This is a genomic window from Staphylococcus sp. TE8, assembly GCF_000692055.1.
In the GTDB taxonomy this organism is placed as follows: domain Bacteria; phylum Bacillota; class Bacilli; order Staphylococcales; family Staphylococcaceae; genus Staphylococcus; species Staphylococcus capitis.
In genome coordinates this window covers 317,842-332,205 of record NZ_JMGB01000001.1, presented here as the reverse complement: position 1 = coordinate 332,205, position 14,364 = coordinate 317,842, and the positions used below count along the sequence as shown (strand labels likewise).

Below are 14,364 nucleotides of genomic sequence, written 5' to 3'. Positions count from 1 at the left end.
AAATTATTCATCATGATGCTTCTTTTCGTGATGGTCATGGGCTTTGTGGTCTTTTTTTGGTGGCTGATTCTTGGAGTAATCAACTTTATGATTTTTAGGATCTTTACCATCCATATGTTTAGCAATTTGTTGGTCTACATACACCCAACCTTTCCATCCAATATGAACAGCATCACTAATTACATATTTCTCATAATCTTTATTTGTCATATCATAAATTTTACCACCATTATCTACTACAGTAGAATGGATTTTTTTATAAATAGACTCACGTCTATCTTTATCTATACCGATATGATCATACCATCTACCATTTGATGGAATACTTACGTACTGTACATCTGCACCTGCTTCATGCAGAGTTTGCACTAATAATTGTAAGTCTTGGAATTCTGGAGAATCAATATTAAATTCATAATCACGTTTTATTTTACGTTTATTCTCTTTAATTAACTTCCAGTATGGGTCTCTAATATCAAATTTGTTAGTTTTAGTATTAGCCTTCCCAATATCTATAGCCTTATCTTTCATCTCATTCCAAGATGCATCTTCTTCAGTAGCAGGTTTAACATGTGCTAATGGAGGCTTTTTAAATGAGAATAGAGATTTAATTGCTTCAATTTTTATAAGTTGGTTTTCTTTAAATGCAGAAATATAGTTACCTGAAACTTCCCCTGGATGTTTCGCTTGCTCTCTTAAATATGATTTATTGTGAGCATGCGGAAATTGTAATAATCGTTGAGCATAAAGTTTCTTTAAGTCAGCAGGCATATTTTTTTGATTGAACATCTGGTTGATCTGAGTTTGTGACATACGAGCATCAAAGTTTTGATTTGTTAAACCGTGATTGGTAAACCATTGAGGAGAAATAATAAATGTTAATTTCTTCCCTTTGAGATTATCGTATTGTGATGCCAATTCAACTGCATTAATCAAATCCGTTGATCCTCCAGTCCCGAGTAAAAACGTTTGTTTGCTTGAATTATGTTTATTCAATGCAATACCTGGATTAAAAGGATCATCTTTACCAAGTTCACTTGAACCATATATTGGATAATACTTATCTGACTCAAATAGTTTATTTTGAATGAGCGTGCCTTTTAATACTTGATCTGTTAAAGAAATTCTATTATCAGCTAGCGTTTTATCCGTTACTAAGCCCGTAAACCAGCTTGCTGGCAATAGGACGAAGATAACGAATATCACACCACTAATTAAGATAGGTAAGAAAGGTTTAAATTTCATCGTAACTCTTCTAAAGCTTCTACAATTTTATTAGGAGTTGCCCACTCATCTCTATCAAAATCCATAATAGATACTTCAATATCTAATTTATTTTGAATTTCTAAAAGTAAACCTACAGTTTGGAAAGAATCAATAATACCTTCTTCAAAAATTTCTACATCTGGGTTTTCTTTTACAATATCATTTTCAGCTACTTCTGCTAATAAGTCTAAAACTTGATCTCTAAATTCCATAATTAATTACTCCTTTATTAAATAAATTTACCTGAGAAAATTAAGAATCCAAATGTTACAAAATGGAAAGTAATGATAATACTCAATGCTGTAGTAAATCCATTTTGCCAACGTGGTGGATGTTTTTTACGCCAGCGTTCATAATAACCATACCCTATGAACAATGCCGCATGGTATAAACCATAAACAATGTAATATACTTCAAGACCATGCCATATGCCCATAATAAAGAAGTTTAAGAAGAATGCCATATTAGACATTGCAAATTGACTTTTTAATAACTTCTTACGAGACATATAGAATAATGATCTCATGTAAATGCAATCTCTAAACCAGAACGATAAAGTCATATGCCATCTGTTCCAGAAATCTTTAATATTTTTAGCTTTAAATGGTTGATTAAAGTTCGGTGGTGTTTTAATTCCATATAAATAACTTACTGCAATCGCAAACAAGCTATATCCTGCAAAGTCAAAGAATAAGTATAAGCTGTATGCATACATATAAAGCCACATATGTGTGAAACCGTGTAAGTTCATTTGTAATGGGTTAACTGCATACACTTGAATAAAGTACGCAATAATATATTTATACAAGAACCCTAACATAATCATGTGGATGGCTTTAAGAACAAGCTCTCTATACTCTCCACCTGTAGGCACCTTCTTATCGTCTTTAACAAAACGTTTATAACGATCAATTGGTCCAGAAGAAATTGTTGGGAAGAATGAAATAAATTGAATTAACTTCCAAACTTTGATCTCTTTAATTGAACCATCTCTAATTTCCATAATAAGTTGAACACTTTTAAATGTTACGTAGGATATACCTAAGAATCCGACAAATTCGATTAATTTACTTTCATGAAAATGAATCTGATGTCCGCCTAACCATGAACTTTGAAGAATCTTCACAATCGCTAATGGTAGGATAGATAACACCATGACAGTAGTAAATTTAGCAAATGTATTATTCTTTTGACGAGACTTATAATAGAACATGATTAATGCGACTTGCCAAATTACATAAATAATAAAACTTAACAATTGCACACTTAAATACTTTTGACCAAGAAGATTGTGTTTATCTGAAGAAAAGATAAGTACAATCATAATGGCGGTACTTATACCGTTATAAATATAACTACGCTTACCTAAAAATCCGAGTATTATAACTGGTATAAGCACAATAAAAGCAATTAAGAAGAAGGTAAACGTTCCATATGGAATCATCCGTTAACTACCTCTGCAATCTTCTTACGATCTAATTTACCATTTGAAGTAAGTGGTAATTGTTCCATCCATTCGAACTTTCTCGGAATCATATACTCTGGTAAGCGTGATTTAAGTTCATGTTTGATATTCGTTGTCATTTCTAAGTTGTCTTCAACTCTATCATAAGGTACAACAGCACCGATAAGATGTACAACTTTACCATTTTTATAAACTGGTACGACAATTGCTTCTCTTACATATTGTGATTGACGTAATTGCGTTTCAATTTCTTCTAATTCCATTCGATAACCGTTTAACTTAATTTGGAAATCGATACGTCCTTGAATAAACCATAATCCATCTTCTTCTTTAGCCTTATCTCCAGTGTGATAAGTTCTGGTACCATCTTCAAAGTTGAAAACCGCTGTAGTCTTCTCCTCATTCTTAAGATAACCTAAACTCACACTTTGTCCTTCAATAACAAGCTCACCTTCATCAGTAGTTGATAATGTTGTACCTGGTCGTGATACGCCTACTGGTAGAGGATTATATTGCTCTAATACCTCTTGAGTGATTTGAATACTTGTTACAGCCACTGTAGCTTCTGTAGGTCCATACGTGTTGTAAATTGTGGCACTTGGATATCTACTTACTAAAGCTTTAGCTGTTCTATGAGGTAGAATTTCCCCGCAGAAGAAGAAATGATTTAAACTATTATATTGCTTCTCATTAAGATTTGGTAATAATAAACACATTTCGATAAATGAAGGAGTAGATACCCAAACATTAATTGGTGTGTTCATTAACATCTCATTTAACAGTTTAGGTTTTTTAATCATATCTTTATCCACTAAATTAAGAGTACCACCGGACGTTAAGCATGGATATATCGCCATGACCGATAAATCAAATGAGAATGGTGCTTGGTTTAGCCATTCTTGACCTTGTCCAGCTCCATTCAGTGATACCATCCACTCGGCAAATTCAACGAGACTTGCATATTCGATTTGAACCCCTTTAGGTTCTCCTGTCGAACCAGATGTAAAGATAGTATACACAACATCGTTATATTTCATTTGACTATCAAAAATAACAGGATCTTTTGAGTCTTGAATATCTTTAATAGAAATTTCTTTTCCGATAGATTGCTCTAAAGTTTCATTTGAAGTGTTAAAAATAAATTCTGGTTGAACTTTTTCGATAATCATTTTTACACGTTCTTCTGGTACTGATGTATCGATAGGTACATAACCACAACCCGCTTTAATTGCTCCTAACATCCCGACAATCATATACGGAGACATGTGTCCATATAATACCATTGGTTTTTTACCATCTTGTAATTGATGTGCTAACTTACTTGAAGCTTCATCTAATTCTTTATAAGTCAAGACATCTTCTATATGTCTAACAGCTATCTTATCTGACTGTTCTTTAGCGAAATGATTTAACGTATTAATAATTTCTGCCATCATTACTCTCCCTCATTAAAATTCATTATAAATGAAGTTATTATGTGTATCGCCACTACCATATATTAAGTATAAAGCTATAAATATAGCTAAATATAATAATGTAAGTAAGTAAGGCTTCATTTTTTCATAATACTTATTAGGTTCTTTACTTTTAGTTTTCATATAGCACCTCTTAAACTTAGATTGTTTGATATGTATATAAACAATCATCTTACATAAAAAAATATATTCGTCAAAATTTAAAGCTTTCTCGAATCGTTAACATAAAAATACAATGCTACTTCTATATTTTTGTTTTACAATTCATTATAGTCACAATTGAATTATAATTCAATTCTATTTTTATAATTATTGCATGTTTCACTTTGATATCAAGACTTTGTAAAACATTTTTTCGTCACGCATTGGGAAAGACTTAAGTTCCTCTTTTTATTAGAACATCATTATTTTAAGACTAAAACATCTAATAAACAATTACATACCGACTAACAAAATTGTTAGATTAAATCACTAAAAACTCACGCAACCTCAAAAGGATAATTATCCCTAGATTGCGTGAGTTTAAAAAACCTTTTTAGTTATTAACTTTTACCGGAGTGATAGGTAGTTGATGATTTAAAACAGCTAAAATATTATTAACACAAAGTTGTACCATTCGATCTCTTGTGAGACGTGATGCGCTTCCAATATGAGGTACAATCACCGCGTTATCAAGTTTCAATAGAGGATGATTCACATCAATAGGTTCTTGACGCAATACATCAAGTCCACAACCTAAAATAGTATGATTTCGTAGCGCTTCAACCAATGCAGTTTCATCAACAATGGCACCTCGTCCGATATTAATGAAAATGGCATCATTCTTCATCAAATTGAATGCTTTTGAATCAAATTGATTCTCAGTTTGTGGTGTTAACGGTGCTGTACAAATGACAAAGTCACTTTCTTTTAATAAAGTTTCAAACGAAACGTACGTCGCATCTAACTCTTTTTCAGCTTCTGGATTCTGAGTACGGTTGTGATATAAAATACGAGTATTAAAACCTTTTAAACGACGTGCAAACGCTCTACCAATACCGCCCATACCATATATACCTACTGTCGAACCGTGAACATCTTTTCCGGAAAGTAAATAAGGCCCCCAGCTTTGCCATTGACCCTCTTGCACATATCTTTCCGCTTCAATAATGCGTCTAGCAACTGTTAACATAAGTGTAAAACCTAATTCAGCAGTCGTTTCAGTTAATACATCAGGTGTGTTAGTTACAGTAATGTCATGATCATTCGCTCTGACGACATCTATGTTGTCATAACCTACAGCAATATTTGCAATAATTTTAAGGTCAGACGCTTCTGTCAATACTTCTTCGTCTACGCTTTCACTTAAAGTAATAAAACAGGCAGTAGCGTCTTTAACTTCACTTAAAAATGTTTCTCTAGGCATTGGTGTTAATTCTTTATCCCACATGACGACATCGCCGATTTGTTCTAATTGTTCAATAAATTTTTGAGGAATCTTTCGAGTAATTAGTATTTTGTTCATCCACTCACCCCAGTTTATTTATACATCTATTATTTAATGTTTACCTTAGAAAATTATTACACAGTACTATGGGTTACTTTTCAAGTTCAGTGATAGCAACATTTAAATCTGTAAAAGAATGTGTGGGTGGTACTTCTTTAGTTTGAATTTCTTCGTAAGTAGTTACGCCTGTTTGAACGTGAATCGTATCAATGCCTACATTAATACCTGACATAATATCTGTATCATACAAGTCTCCTACCATGGCTACATCCTCTTTATTTAAACCTAGTATTTCTAGAGCTTTATCCATAATTATCGTTTCAGGTTTACCAATAAATTGTGGTTGTACCCCAGTAGAAACACTAACAACACTTGTAATAGCGCCATTTCCAGGTAAGAACCCTCTTTCCTTAGGAATGGAGACGTCAGGATTAGTAGAGAGGAATTTAGCACCATTCCTAACTCCTAATGTGGCTACTGCAAGTTTCTCATATGTAACTTCTTCATCTAAACCAATCACCACATAATCTACATGTTCATTAGCTTTTACAGTTAATCCTGCTTCAGTTAAAGCTGTTTTCAAGCCATTACCACCAAGCATGTAAACTGATGCATTTGGGTGTTCTTCTGAAATAAAGTCAGCAGTAGCAAGTGCTGAAGTCACAATTTCCTCAGGTTTCGCATCAATTTTCATTTCACGAAGTTTGTCAACAACTTGGTCCGGCGTCTTCGTTGAGTTGTTTGTAACATATAAATGTGGTATTTCATTGCGATTCAAATAATCTATAAATTGTGCCGCTCCATCGATTTCATCTGTACCTTTGTACATCGTACCATCTAAATCGATTAAATAGGCTTTATAATTCTTCACTATTGGTTCTCCCCTTTTCCAAATGCAGTAATTGGAACGTTCTCACTTTCAAGAAATTGTGCAACCTCTTTGATAAATTCCTTATAATATGGCAATGATTTATCAAATAAAGGCATGATTTCTTTTACATTTAATTCTGTATAATTGTGTGCAAATTGTTTTCTGACATCTACAGTGTCATTAATATGGGTTTGAGTTTCCTTAGAAATTACATTTTCTAATTCTAGAATATCGATCACGTCTTTATAGTTACCTGGATCTCTTAAAATAAACCCATCTATAATCATATTTCCAATATCTACTGATGATTCGATTAACATTTGAGCAATACGTTCATACGCATAATGATTTTCTTTATTTTTATCATAATCCTCTGTCAAACCTTGTAAATAGGTCAATTTCTGTGTCAATTTTTCTTTATCTACGAAATACATTCGTTCGTCACCTCTTCATACATCTATCATGCTTATCATATCATAATTTTGCAGTCGTCTTCATTTGTCGTTATACTTAGACGTAACACTTTTTGGAAAATAAAGGAGCGCATAACGCATGATTGATATGTACTTATATGATGACGAAGAACAAAGCCAAGTTCAGTTCGTAGGGTTTGTTGGAGAACACAGTCGTTATGATTTAATGCTCGTTCAAACTGACAGACACTATGGGAAAACACTCGTATTAAATATGCAAACTAATAAATTCGGAATTATAGGAACAGATGATATTGAAGAAGAAGGCTATATTCCTCATATACTTGGTGTCACAGAAGAAGAAGGCGATGAAATTATTGAATACTTGAACGAAGTGATTCATTAAATATATCTGTTAACAAGAACGTAATCATACCACTACAACAATGAGAAAAAATGATATATATCTACTTATAAATCATAAAGGCCCATTAAATCGAGATATAGTGCTCGACTTAATGGGCCTTTATTTATCTTCAGTATCTTGTGTTTTCTCAGTATCTTGAATGGTAGGTTGTATTTTAACATCATGAAGTTTATCTATAAGATCCGCTTCATCCTCTACTTCGTCTACTAGTTCATTTTCGGGTATATGTCGTACTACAAAATATGGGCAACCAAAATTACAGTATTCTAGTATGTAATCTTGAATACTTGAAAACCGTTTACTTATCTCAGCTTTCTTATTGCTATCTTTATAAAAACCTTTTAAACGTAATTGATCATAACCAAAATCACCAACTACATAATCATACTTATTTAAAATATCTGAGTATCTCGCTGCAAATGTTTCCTCATTGAAACAATCTCTATATTCTTCAATTAATTCAAAGTATTGTTCTTCTACTTTAATCATCGTTTCACCTAATCTAATTAATATAAAAACTTAGGTTGATGACGAACCAACCTAAGTTTCAGAATATATATTACATCTTATTTACTTAATTGTTCTTCACCTTGGCGTTGTCTTTCTTTAGCTGCTTCGTTAACTTGTTCATCTGCGTGATATGAACTACGTACAAGTGGACCTGCTTGGCAATGTTTAAAGCCTTTATCCATAGCAACTTTTCTCATTTTACCAAATTCTAATGGTGTATAATATTTCTCAACTTTAAGATGTTTACGAGAAGGTTGTAAGTATTGTCCTATTGTAAGGATGTCTACATCATTTGCACGTAAATCATCCATTGTTTCATAAATTTCTTCCATTGTTTCCCCTAAGCCGACCATAAGACTAGATTTCGTTGGAATATCAGGTTGTAGTTCTTTAGAACGACGTAGAAATTCTAACGTACGATCGTACGTAGCACGAGCACGTACTCTAGGCGTTAAGCGACGAACTGTTTCAATATTATGATTTAAAATGTCTGGTCTTGAAGCCATTAAAGTTTCAAGCGCTTCATAATCTCCACCCATATCCGATGGTAAAATCTCAATCGTTGTAAATGGGTTTCTTTCTCTAACTTTACGCACTGTTTCAGCATAGACATTTGAGCCTTGGTCTCTTAAATCGTCACGAGCAACTGCAGTAATAACCACATGTTTTAAGTTCATTAACTCTACTGATTCAGCGACACGTTCTGGTTCATTTAAATCTAATTCATTCGGCAAACCAGTTTTAACCGCACAGAATCGACAAGCTCTTGTACAAACAGCCCCTAGAATCATAAACGTAGCTGTACGTCTAGCTCCCCAACATTCGTGTATGTTTGGACACTTTGCTTCTTCACAAACTGTGTGCAAATTTTTCTCACGCATCATCTTTTTGAGACCAGTATAGTTTTCGTTCGTGTTAAGCTTAATCTTCAACCAATCTGGTTTACGCAAAATTTCTTCATTTTTAGTCGCCATAACAACGCATACCCTCCTGTTTAATATCTCTTCGTTTATTATAACGAAATTAACAATAAATTAAAATCTAATATACGTTAAATTTAAAATCTAAGCAACTTTTCCTTGAAAATATCTCTTAAAAATTCTGGCATGATATAATCTGTTGGCAAGCCTTTTAAAATTGGGAAATATCTACCAAATGTATACATATCGACAGTACCTAACGTGTATTGGTGATCTGTTTGAATTTCTTCACCATTTATAAAGTATCTATTTTCAGATTCTATGAATCCTAAATTATAAAGAATATAACCACCGAAAATGTCACCTCTAAAACCTAAGCCTTGAGCATGTTCATGCATGTATTCCTGTTTTTGGCTCTTTTGAATGACTTTAATTAATTCGTCACCGGTTAAACGAACCCTCACTAAGTTAATCGGATGCGGTAACATACGATGAATATCATATTCCGTGACTTTATCAGCCTCTATACTATTCACAATTAACCCAGCATTCACTAATGCACAATCTGCATGCGTAAATTCATAAACACTCTCTGCTAATAAGTAAGAAGTTTCGGTAATGACATCCGTTTTTTTCAGTAATTTAACATGATGGTCAATGACAGGCTCACTTAATAAAGCTTTACCTTCTTCTTCAAAGTGCGTTTCAACTTGTGGTAACGCATCGAGAGGATGTAATTTCGCTTTTTTATCAGAGACTTTACCATGTTCGATGGTTAGGTTGACTTCTCCTAAGAAATGACCATATTTCCCAGCTGCGGCCATAAGTACGCCATTGTTAAATTCACCATTTTCAAAGTAATGGTGTGTATGACTCCCGAAAATGACATCAATTTCAGGAATTTCTTGGCATAATTTCTCATCAAAGAAAACACCCACATGGCTCATAACAATTAAAATATCAAATTGACCCTTATGAGCTTCAATTTCATCTTTAATTGCCGCTAATGGATCAGTCACAATCCAATCCAGTGCTCTGTAAAAAGGAGTGAATGGTGCTGTTGCAGCCACAAATAATATACGACTACCTTCAATTTCTTTAACATATGAAGACGTTATATGATTAGGTAAATATCCTTTCTCATCAAACACATTTGCACATATGACTTTAAAATTCGCGTCAGTGTATAAATTTTGTAGTGCTTCATGAGAAATCGTCATACCTTCGTTATTACCAATCGTCGCAATATCACAATGTGCTTGATTAAGTAATTCAATATTCTTTTTACCAATCGTTGCTTCTGTGACAGGGGCTGATAAATCGACATGATCACCAATATCTAAATAAAGGGAGGGATGTTGAAGTTGTGGTCGATGGCTAGCCATATAAGATTGAATACGGGCATATTCGTTTAAGTGACTGTGAATATCGTTTGTATGATAAATTGTTAATTCCATGACACGTCCCCCTCTCAAATTAATCAATCAATTATACTTATTAGTTACTTTAGCATTTAACATCTCTATCTAAAAGTAGAAGTGCTTAGAGTATTACAAGAGAGATTTAATTATTAAATATGCGCCTAATAATAACATGACTGTTCTTAGTAGCATGACTACAGTATCTGATTTAAGTGAACGATTCACTTTAACTCCAATTTGCGCTCCAATAATACTAGAAATAATCAATGCCACTGAATAACCCCAAGCAACATGACCTTGTACAATGTGTCCAATAGAACTCATTACACTTGAAAAGAAAATCATCATCATACTTGTTCCTACAGCAACATGTGGTGGAAATCTAAATACAATGAGCATTAATGGAGTCATTAGAGCTCCTCCACCTATACCAAATAAACCGGTAAGTATACCTATAAATAAAGTTGCGACAAATGCAAAAAATGGCGGCACACTGTAATGATAGGTTTTACCCTCTGCATCAACATATGTACGTTCATATTGTGGTTTATCAAATATTTTGAAAGGTTTAATTTTATGACGCACCATAAGCAATATTGCTACACAAATCATAAAAATACCAAAGTATAAGTTAAATGAATCTAAAGTTAAAAATTGACTTAAAAATGAACCTATGAGCGATCCTGGTAATAAGCCAAAAAGAAAAATAGAACCGTTTTTTATATCAACTTGTTTCGTTTTTAAATAACCTAATGAAGATGATAATCCTGTAACGATAAGGATAACTGAAGATGTACCAATAGCAATCTGTGGAGTGATGCCATGAAGTATATGATGATTCACTCCTAAATATACAAGCGTCGGCACAATAATTATGCCGCCTCCTATACCTACAATTGACCCTAAGATTGCTGAGAGTCCACCTATTAAAACAAGTAAAATAATAGTTAATAACATGATATTCGCCTCTTAAAATAATTTTAATTGTTGTGGAGCTAAACCTTCATAATCAATACCTAGTATGTCTTGATATGTTTTAGCATTTTGAGCTGCATGTCCACCAGAATTATTATTAAAAATTACATAAACTTTTTTAGCTTTTTGATTTAGGATTTTAACCTTTTGTGCTAAATCTTCAAGTTCTTCTTCATTATAATCATACAAATATCTAACATCTCGCCATTCTTGATCTGTCATATCTTTTTTCGTCCATCCATGACGATTACGGCCATGATAACGTACAAAAGCTACTTGGTTTGTAATTCTGTTAACGAGAGGAATACTACCTTCTTTTACTTGAGGTTCATCAACAACAGAATGTATAATTTGATGATCTGTTAAAAATGATAAAGTTTGCTCTTTAAAACGATCATCGAACCAAGATTGGTGTCGGAACTCTACGCACATAGGAACTTCCTCTAATTGCTTTCTTACATATAAAATGTAGTTAATATTTTGAGCGTTGCAATCAAACCATGGTGGAAATTGAACTAGGACCATCGCAAGTTTATTATGCTCTTTAAGAGGCTCAAGCATCTCTTTAAATTGTTCAAATAATTCACTACGTGTTTCCGCATATTCTTTATAATCTGCATGAAGGGTTAATGCTTGGTGTATTTTTACAATAAATTGAAAACGTTTAGGCGTTTCATTTATCCATTTCATTATGTTTCGTTCTGGTTGAATTGCATAATATGAGGCATCTAATTCCACTATGGGAAAATGACTAGCGTAAGTCTTTAACTTGTCACTTTTGCGGTCTAAATCCTCATATAATGTATCATGGTCTCCCCAACCAGTAAGACCTATTTCTATCATTTTTATCACCACCAACATGATACCACACTATAATAGAGTGGTTCACTCGAACAAGCTAAAATTTACATATTCTTTATTATTATAAAAATCGATGATTTTCATATAAAAAAGAGAAGGATACTCCGTTATTATCAACGGATGCTTTCCCTCTCTTAATTGAACTATATCTATATAAGTTGTAATTTCTTATTCACTTGCGATATGACTCTATCCATTATCATTGCAGCATGCATTTTCTTAGCAAGACGTGGAGATTGTCCACTCCACATATGTGTAAGTTCTCTATTACCATCTTGAGCTGCAGCTTTTCTGATACTATTAGTCAGTTGATTTTGAATTGGATAATCAGGAATTTCGCCATCAAACTGATTCATTTCATCAATAAACTCATTATGAATCCCTCGTGCATATTTACCACTAAATACTTTAGTAACTACAGTGTCTGTTTCCTTGCTTCCTAGAATAGCATTTTTTAATAAATCACTCGCAGCACTTTCATCAGAAATCAGGAATGCTGTACCCATTTGCACACCTTGTGCGCCAAGCATCATGCTCGCAAGCAAACCTCTACCGTCCATAATTCCGCCTGCAGCAACAACCGGTACCGTCACATTATCTACCACTTGAGGTACAAGCGACATTGTTCCTATCATAGGTTCATCATCGCCATGATTGAGAAATGAACCCCTGTGTCCACCTGCTTCACTGCCTTGTGCGACAATGATATCCATTCCTGAACGCTCATTTTCAATTGCTTCATCAACACTTGTAGCTGTACCGACTAAAGTGACATTTGCTTCTTTAAGTTTTTGAATTGTTTCTTCATCAGGAATACCGAATGTGAAACAACATACAGGCACACGATACTTAATAATTAAATCAATCGCTTGTTTAAACTGTATATCCTCTGTGACGTTGACAACAGGTTCCTCTAAATTAAATGCACGCCTATATGGTTTCAACCAAGCATTCATATGATTAATTTGGTCTGGTAGATAACGATTTTTACTAGGAACAAAGAGATTCACGCCAAAAGGTTTATCAGTCAATCGTTGCACTTCTAAAATTTCATTTTCCAACTTTTCAGCATTAAAATAACCTGCACCAATTGTGCCTAAACCACCACGTTCACTTATAGTAGAGACTAGGTGAGGCGTCGTACTACCAGCCATTCCTGCTTGAATGATAGGATATTGTATGCCCAATACTTTCGTCATTCCATTTTCATTCCACATCATGTTTCACCCTTCTTAATAAAGTTGTCGGCCTTTCATACTTTGAGGAAGTCTTTGATTTTTTAATTTTTCTTCTTCTTCTTGATCCATTTCATCCTCAATTTCCATGCCCAGTAATTCTTCAATTAAGTCTTCATGTGACACGATCGCATCGGTACCACCATATTCATCCAACACAATCGCTAAATGCTTACGCGTCACAGTCATTTTACGAAGCACCCATTCCGCTCGATTGTGCTCGTTTACAAATAGTGGACTCGATGCATAATTCTTAATTTTATCGTCTTTATGCTTACTCCATGCTAATAAATATTTTGAATGAAATACACCGATAATATCATCAATATCTTCATCATACACCGGATACCTTGTATAAGGTTCATTCATAACTGTTTCATATGCTTCATCATAAGTGACTTCTTTTGAAAATGCCACTACCTTCACGCGTGGTGTTGTATCTACATCAGTTATCTTTAATTTTTCAAAGTCCATCACATTTTGTAAACGTGCATTTTCAACTTCATTAAATGCACCTTCTCGTCCTGCAATATTTAATAATGTACGTATTTCTTCTTTTGAAAAACGCTTTTCCACAGGTTTTCCTCGAGAAAACAAATGATTAATACCGTCTGTCATTTTATTCAATACGAATGTGATAGGCTTTAAAATAATTACTAAAATATTGATAATTGGATAAACCAAACGTGAAATTTGATCTGGAAATGTCGCAGCAATTGATTTCGGAATAACCTCTGAAATTAAAATAATTAATATGATTATAATTACAGAAGCAACGACAATATTGACTCCCTTTCGAATAGCTAAAATAGCTACTAGAATGGGTAAAATAATATTTGCTACGTTATTAACTATAAGAATAGTCGTAATAAATTCATTGGGTTTATCTAATAATTTTGAAAGTCCTTTAGCTTTTCTGTCACCATTCTTCGCAGCAGTTTGAAACTTAGTACGATTAGCAGCAGTTAATGCCGTTTCACTTCCAGAGAAGAAAAACGAAACTAAAAATAAAATGATAATCGAGACAATCATGATGTAT

At 33.5% G+C, this 14,364-nt stretch carries 16 protein-coding genes; 1 reads left to right on the top strand and 15 read right to left on the bottom strand.

The features are described from left to right. Positions 1 to 3: 3 nt before the first annotated feature. The 8 genes from dltD to CM54_RS01665 all read right to left on the bottom strand — a co-directional run bounded on the left by dltD (position 4) and on the right by CM54_RS01665 (position 6,997). Positions 4 to 1,245 (bottom strand): D-alanyl-lipoteichoic acid biosynthesis protein DltD, encoded by a 1,242-nt coding sequence (gene dltD / locus CM54_RS01700; RefSeq protein ID WP_030065018.1) that lies wholly within the window; start codon positions 1,243 to 1,245, stop codon positions 4 to 6. Further along, positions 1,242 to 1,478, bottom strand: a complete 237-nt coding sequence (dltC, locus tag CM54_RS01695) for a D-alanine--poly(phosphoribitol) ligase subunit 2 (protein ID WP_002433359.1) — start codon at positions 1,476 to 1,478, stop codon at positions 1,242 to 1,244. Before dltC ends, dltD begins: the two co-directional genes overlap by 4 nt. 17 nt (positions 1,479 to 1,495) lie before the next feature. Then, entirely contained in the window at positions 1,496 to 2,710 is a 1,215-nt protein-coding gene (dltB, locus tag CM54_RS01690; protein ID WP_030065014.1) for a D-alanyl-lipoteichoic acid biosynthesis protein DltB, read from the bottom strand. Further along, a complete protein-coding gene (gene dltA / locus CM54_RS01685) occupies positions 2,707 to 4,164 on the bottom strand; it encodes a D-alanine--poly(phosphoribitol) ligase subunit DltA (protein ID WP_037548533.1) in 1,458 nt (485 codons plus the stop codon). The genes dltB and dltA overlap by 4 nt, the downstream gene beginning before the upstream one ends. Positions 4,165 to 4,179: 15 nt before the next feature. Further along, positions 4,180 to 4,329, bottom strand: a complete 150-nt coding sequence (locus CM54_RS01680) for a teichoic acid D-Ala incorporation-associated protein DltX (RefSeq protein ID WP_002433492.1) — start codon at positions 4,327 to 4,329, stop codon at positions 4,180 to 4,182. 412 nt (positions 4,330 to 4,741) lie between these two features. After that, a complete protein-coding gene (locus CM54_RS01675) occupies positions 4,742 to 5,710 on the bottom strand; it encodes a 2-hydroxyacid dehydrogenase (RefSeq protein ID WP_037548530.1) in 969 nt (322 codons plus the stop codon). 73 nt (positions 5,711 to 5,783) lie between these two features. After that, a complete protein-coding gene (locus tag CM54_RS01670; RefSeq protein WP_037548527.1) occupies positions 5,784 to 6,563 on the bottom strand; it encodes a TIGR01457 family HAD-type hydrolase in 780 nt (259 codons plus the stop codon). Beyond that, positions 6,563 to 6,997: a DUF86 domain-containing protein gene (locus tag CM54_RS01665; protein WP_002433111.1), complete on the bottom strand. Its 435-nt coding sequence runs from the start codon at positions 6,995 to 6,997 to the stop codon at positions 6,563 to 6,565. The genes CM54_RS01670 and CM54_RS01665 overlap by 1 nt, the downstream gene beginning before the upstream one ends. A gap of 118 nt (positions 6,998 to 7,115) precedes the next feature. On the opposite strand from CM54_RS01665, the gene CM54_RS01660 reads away from it, so the two are divergent. After that, positions 7,116 to 7,382, top strand: a complete 267-nt coding sequence (locus CM54_RS01660) for a DUF3055 domain-containing protein (protein ID WP_037548520.1) — start codon at positions 7,116 to 7,118, stop codon at positions 7,380 to 7,382. 120 nt (positions 7,383 to 7,502) lie between these two features. Here CM54_RS01660 and CM54_RS01655 read toward each other — a convergent pair whose 3' ends face one another. The 7 genes from CM54_RS01655 to CM54_RS01625 all read right to left on the bottom strand — a co-directional run bounded on the left by CM54_RS01655 (position 7,503) and on the right by CM54_RS01625 (position 14,357). Continuing rightward, positions 7,503 to 7,892: a YutD family protein gene (locus tag CM54_RS01655; protein ID WP_030065008.1), complete on the bottom strand. Its 390-nt coding sequence runs from the start codon at positions 7,890 to 7,892 to the stop codon at positions 7,503 to 7,505. A gap of 77 nt (positions 7,893 to 7,969) precedes the next feature. Then, positions 7,970 to 8,887: a lipoyl synthase gene (gene lipA, locus CM54_RS01650; protein WP_002433269.1), complete on the bottom strand. Its 918-nt coding sequence runs from the start codon at positions 8,885 to 8,887 to the stop codon at positions 7,970 to 7,972. 83 nt (positions 8,888 to 8,970) lie between these two features. Beyond that, on the bottom strand, positions 8,971 to 10,290 hold the full coding sequence (locus CM54_RS01645) for a bifunctional metallophosphatase/5'-nucleotidase (protein ID WP_037548516.1): 1,320 nt from the start codon (positions 10,288 to 10,290) through the stop codon (positions 8,971 to 8,973). A 93-nt stretch (positions 10,291 to 10,383) separates the two neighbouring features. After that, positions 10,384 to 11,211 carry a sulfite exporter TauE/SafE family protein gene (locus CM54_RS01640; RefSeq protein WP_002433256.1) on the bottom strand — a complete coding sequence of 276 codons (828 nt, stop codon included), beginning with the start codon at positions 11,209 to 11,211 and terminating at the stop codon, positions 10,384 to 10,386. Positions 11,212 to 11,223: 12 nt separating this feature from the next. After that, on the bottom strand, positions 11,224 to 12,072 hold the full coding sequence (locus CM54_RS01635) for a DUF72 domain-containing protein (RefSeq protein ID WP_030065006.1): 849 nt from the start codon (positions 12,070 to 12,072) through the stop codon (positions 11,224 to 11,226). A 167-nt stretch (positions 12,073 to 12,239) separates the two neighbouring features. Beyond that, a complete protein-coding gene (locus CM54_RS01630) occupies positions 12,240 to 13,307 on the bottom strand; it encodes an NAD(P)H-dependent flavin oxidoreductase (protein ID WP_037549790.1) in 1,068 nt (355 codons plus the stop codon). A gap of 15 nt (positions 13,308 to 13,322) precedes the next feature. Continuing rightward, complete coding sequence (locus tag CM54_RS01625; RefSeq protein ID WP_037548513.1) at positions 13,323 to 14,357, bottom strand: hemolysin family protein; 1,035 nt, start codon at positions 14,355 to 14,357, stop codon at positions 13,323 to 13,325. Between the last annotated feature and the right edge of the window lie 7 nt (positions 14,358 to 14,364).

Bases quoted from the DNA above. Each gene is read 5' to 3' on its own strand.
- dltD (WP_030065018.1), bottom strand. From the start codon at position 1,245: ATGAAATTTAAACCTTTCTTACCTATCTTAATTAGTGGTGTGATATTC.
- dltC (WP_002433359.1), bottom strand. From the start codon at position 1,478: ATGGAATTTAGAGATCAAGTTTTAGACTTATTAGCAGAAGTAGCTGAA.
- dltB (WP_030065014.1), bottom strand. From the start codon at position 2,710: ATGATTCCATATGGAACGTTTACCTTCTTCTTAATTGCTTTTATTGTG.
- dltA (WP_037548533.1), bottom strand. From the start codon at position 4,164: ATGGCAGAAATTATTAATACGTTAAATCATTTCGCTAAAGAACAGTCA.
- CM54_RS01680 (WP_002433492.1), bottom strand. From the start codon at position 4,329: ATGAAAACTAAAAGTAAAGAACCTAATAAGTATTATGAAAAAATGAAG.
- CM54_RS01675 (WP_037548530.1), bottom strand. From the start codon at position 5,710: ATGAACAAAATACTAATTACTCGAAAGATTCCTCAAAAATTTATTGAA.
- CM54_RS01665 (WP_002433111.1), bottom strand. From the start codon at position 6,997: ATGTATTTCGTAGATAAAGAAAAATTGACACAGAAATTGACCTATTTA.
- CM54_RS01660 (WP_037548520.1), top strand. From the start codon at position 7,116: ATGATTGATATGTACTTATATGATGACGAAGAACAAAGCCAAGTTCAG.
- CM54_RS01655 (WP_030065008.1), bottom strand. From the start codon at position 7,892: ATGATTAAAGTAGAAGAACAATACTTTGAATTAATTGAAGAATATAGA.
- lipA (WP_002433269.1), bottom strand. From the start codon at position 8,887: ATGGCGACTAAAAATGAAGAAATTTTGCGTAAACCAGATTGGTTGAAG.
- CM54_RS01645 (WP_037548516.1), bottom strand. From the start codon at position 10,290: ATGGAATTAACAATTTATCATACAAACGATATTCACAGTCACTTAAAC.
- CM54_RS01640 (WP_002433256.1), bottom strand. From the start codon at position 11,211: ATGTTATTAACTATTATTTTACTTGTTTTAATAGGTGGACTCTCAGCA.
- CM54_RS01635 (WP_030065006.1), bottom strand. From the start codon at position 12,072: ATGATAGAAATAGGTCTTACTGGTTGGGGAGACCATGATACATTATAT.
- CM54_RS01630 (WP_037549790.1), bottom strand. From the start codon at position 13,307: ATGTGGAATGAAAATGGAATGACGAAAGTATTGGGCATACAATATCCT.
- CM54_RS01625 (WP_037548513.1), bottom strand. From the start codon at position 14,357: ATGATTGTCTCGATTATCATTTTATTTTTAGTTTCGTTTTTCTTCTCT.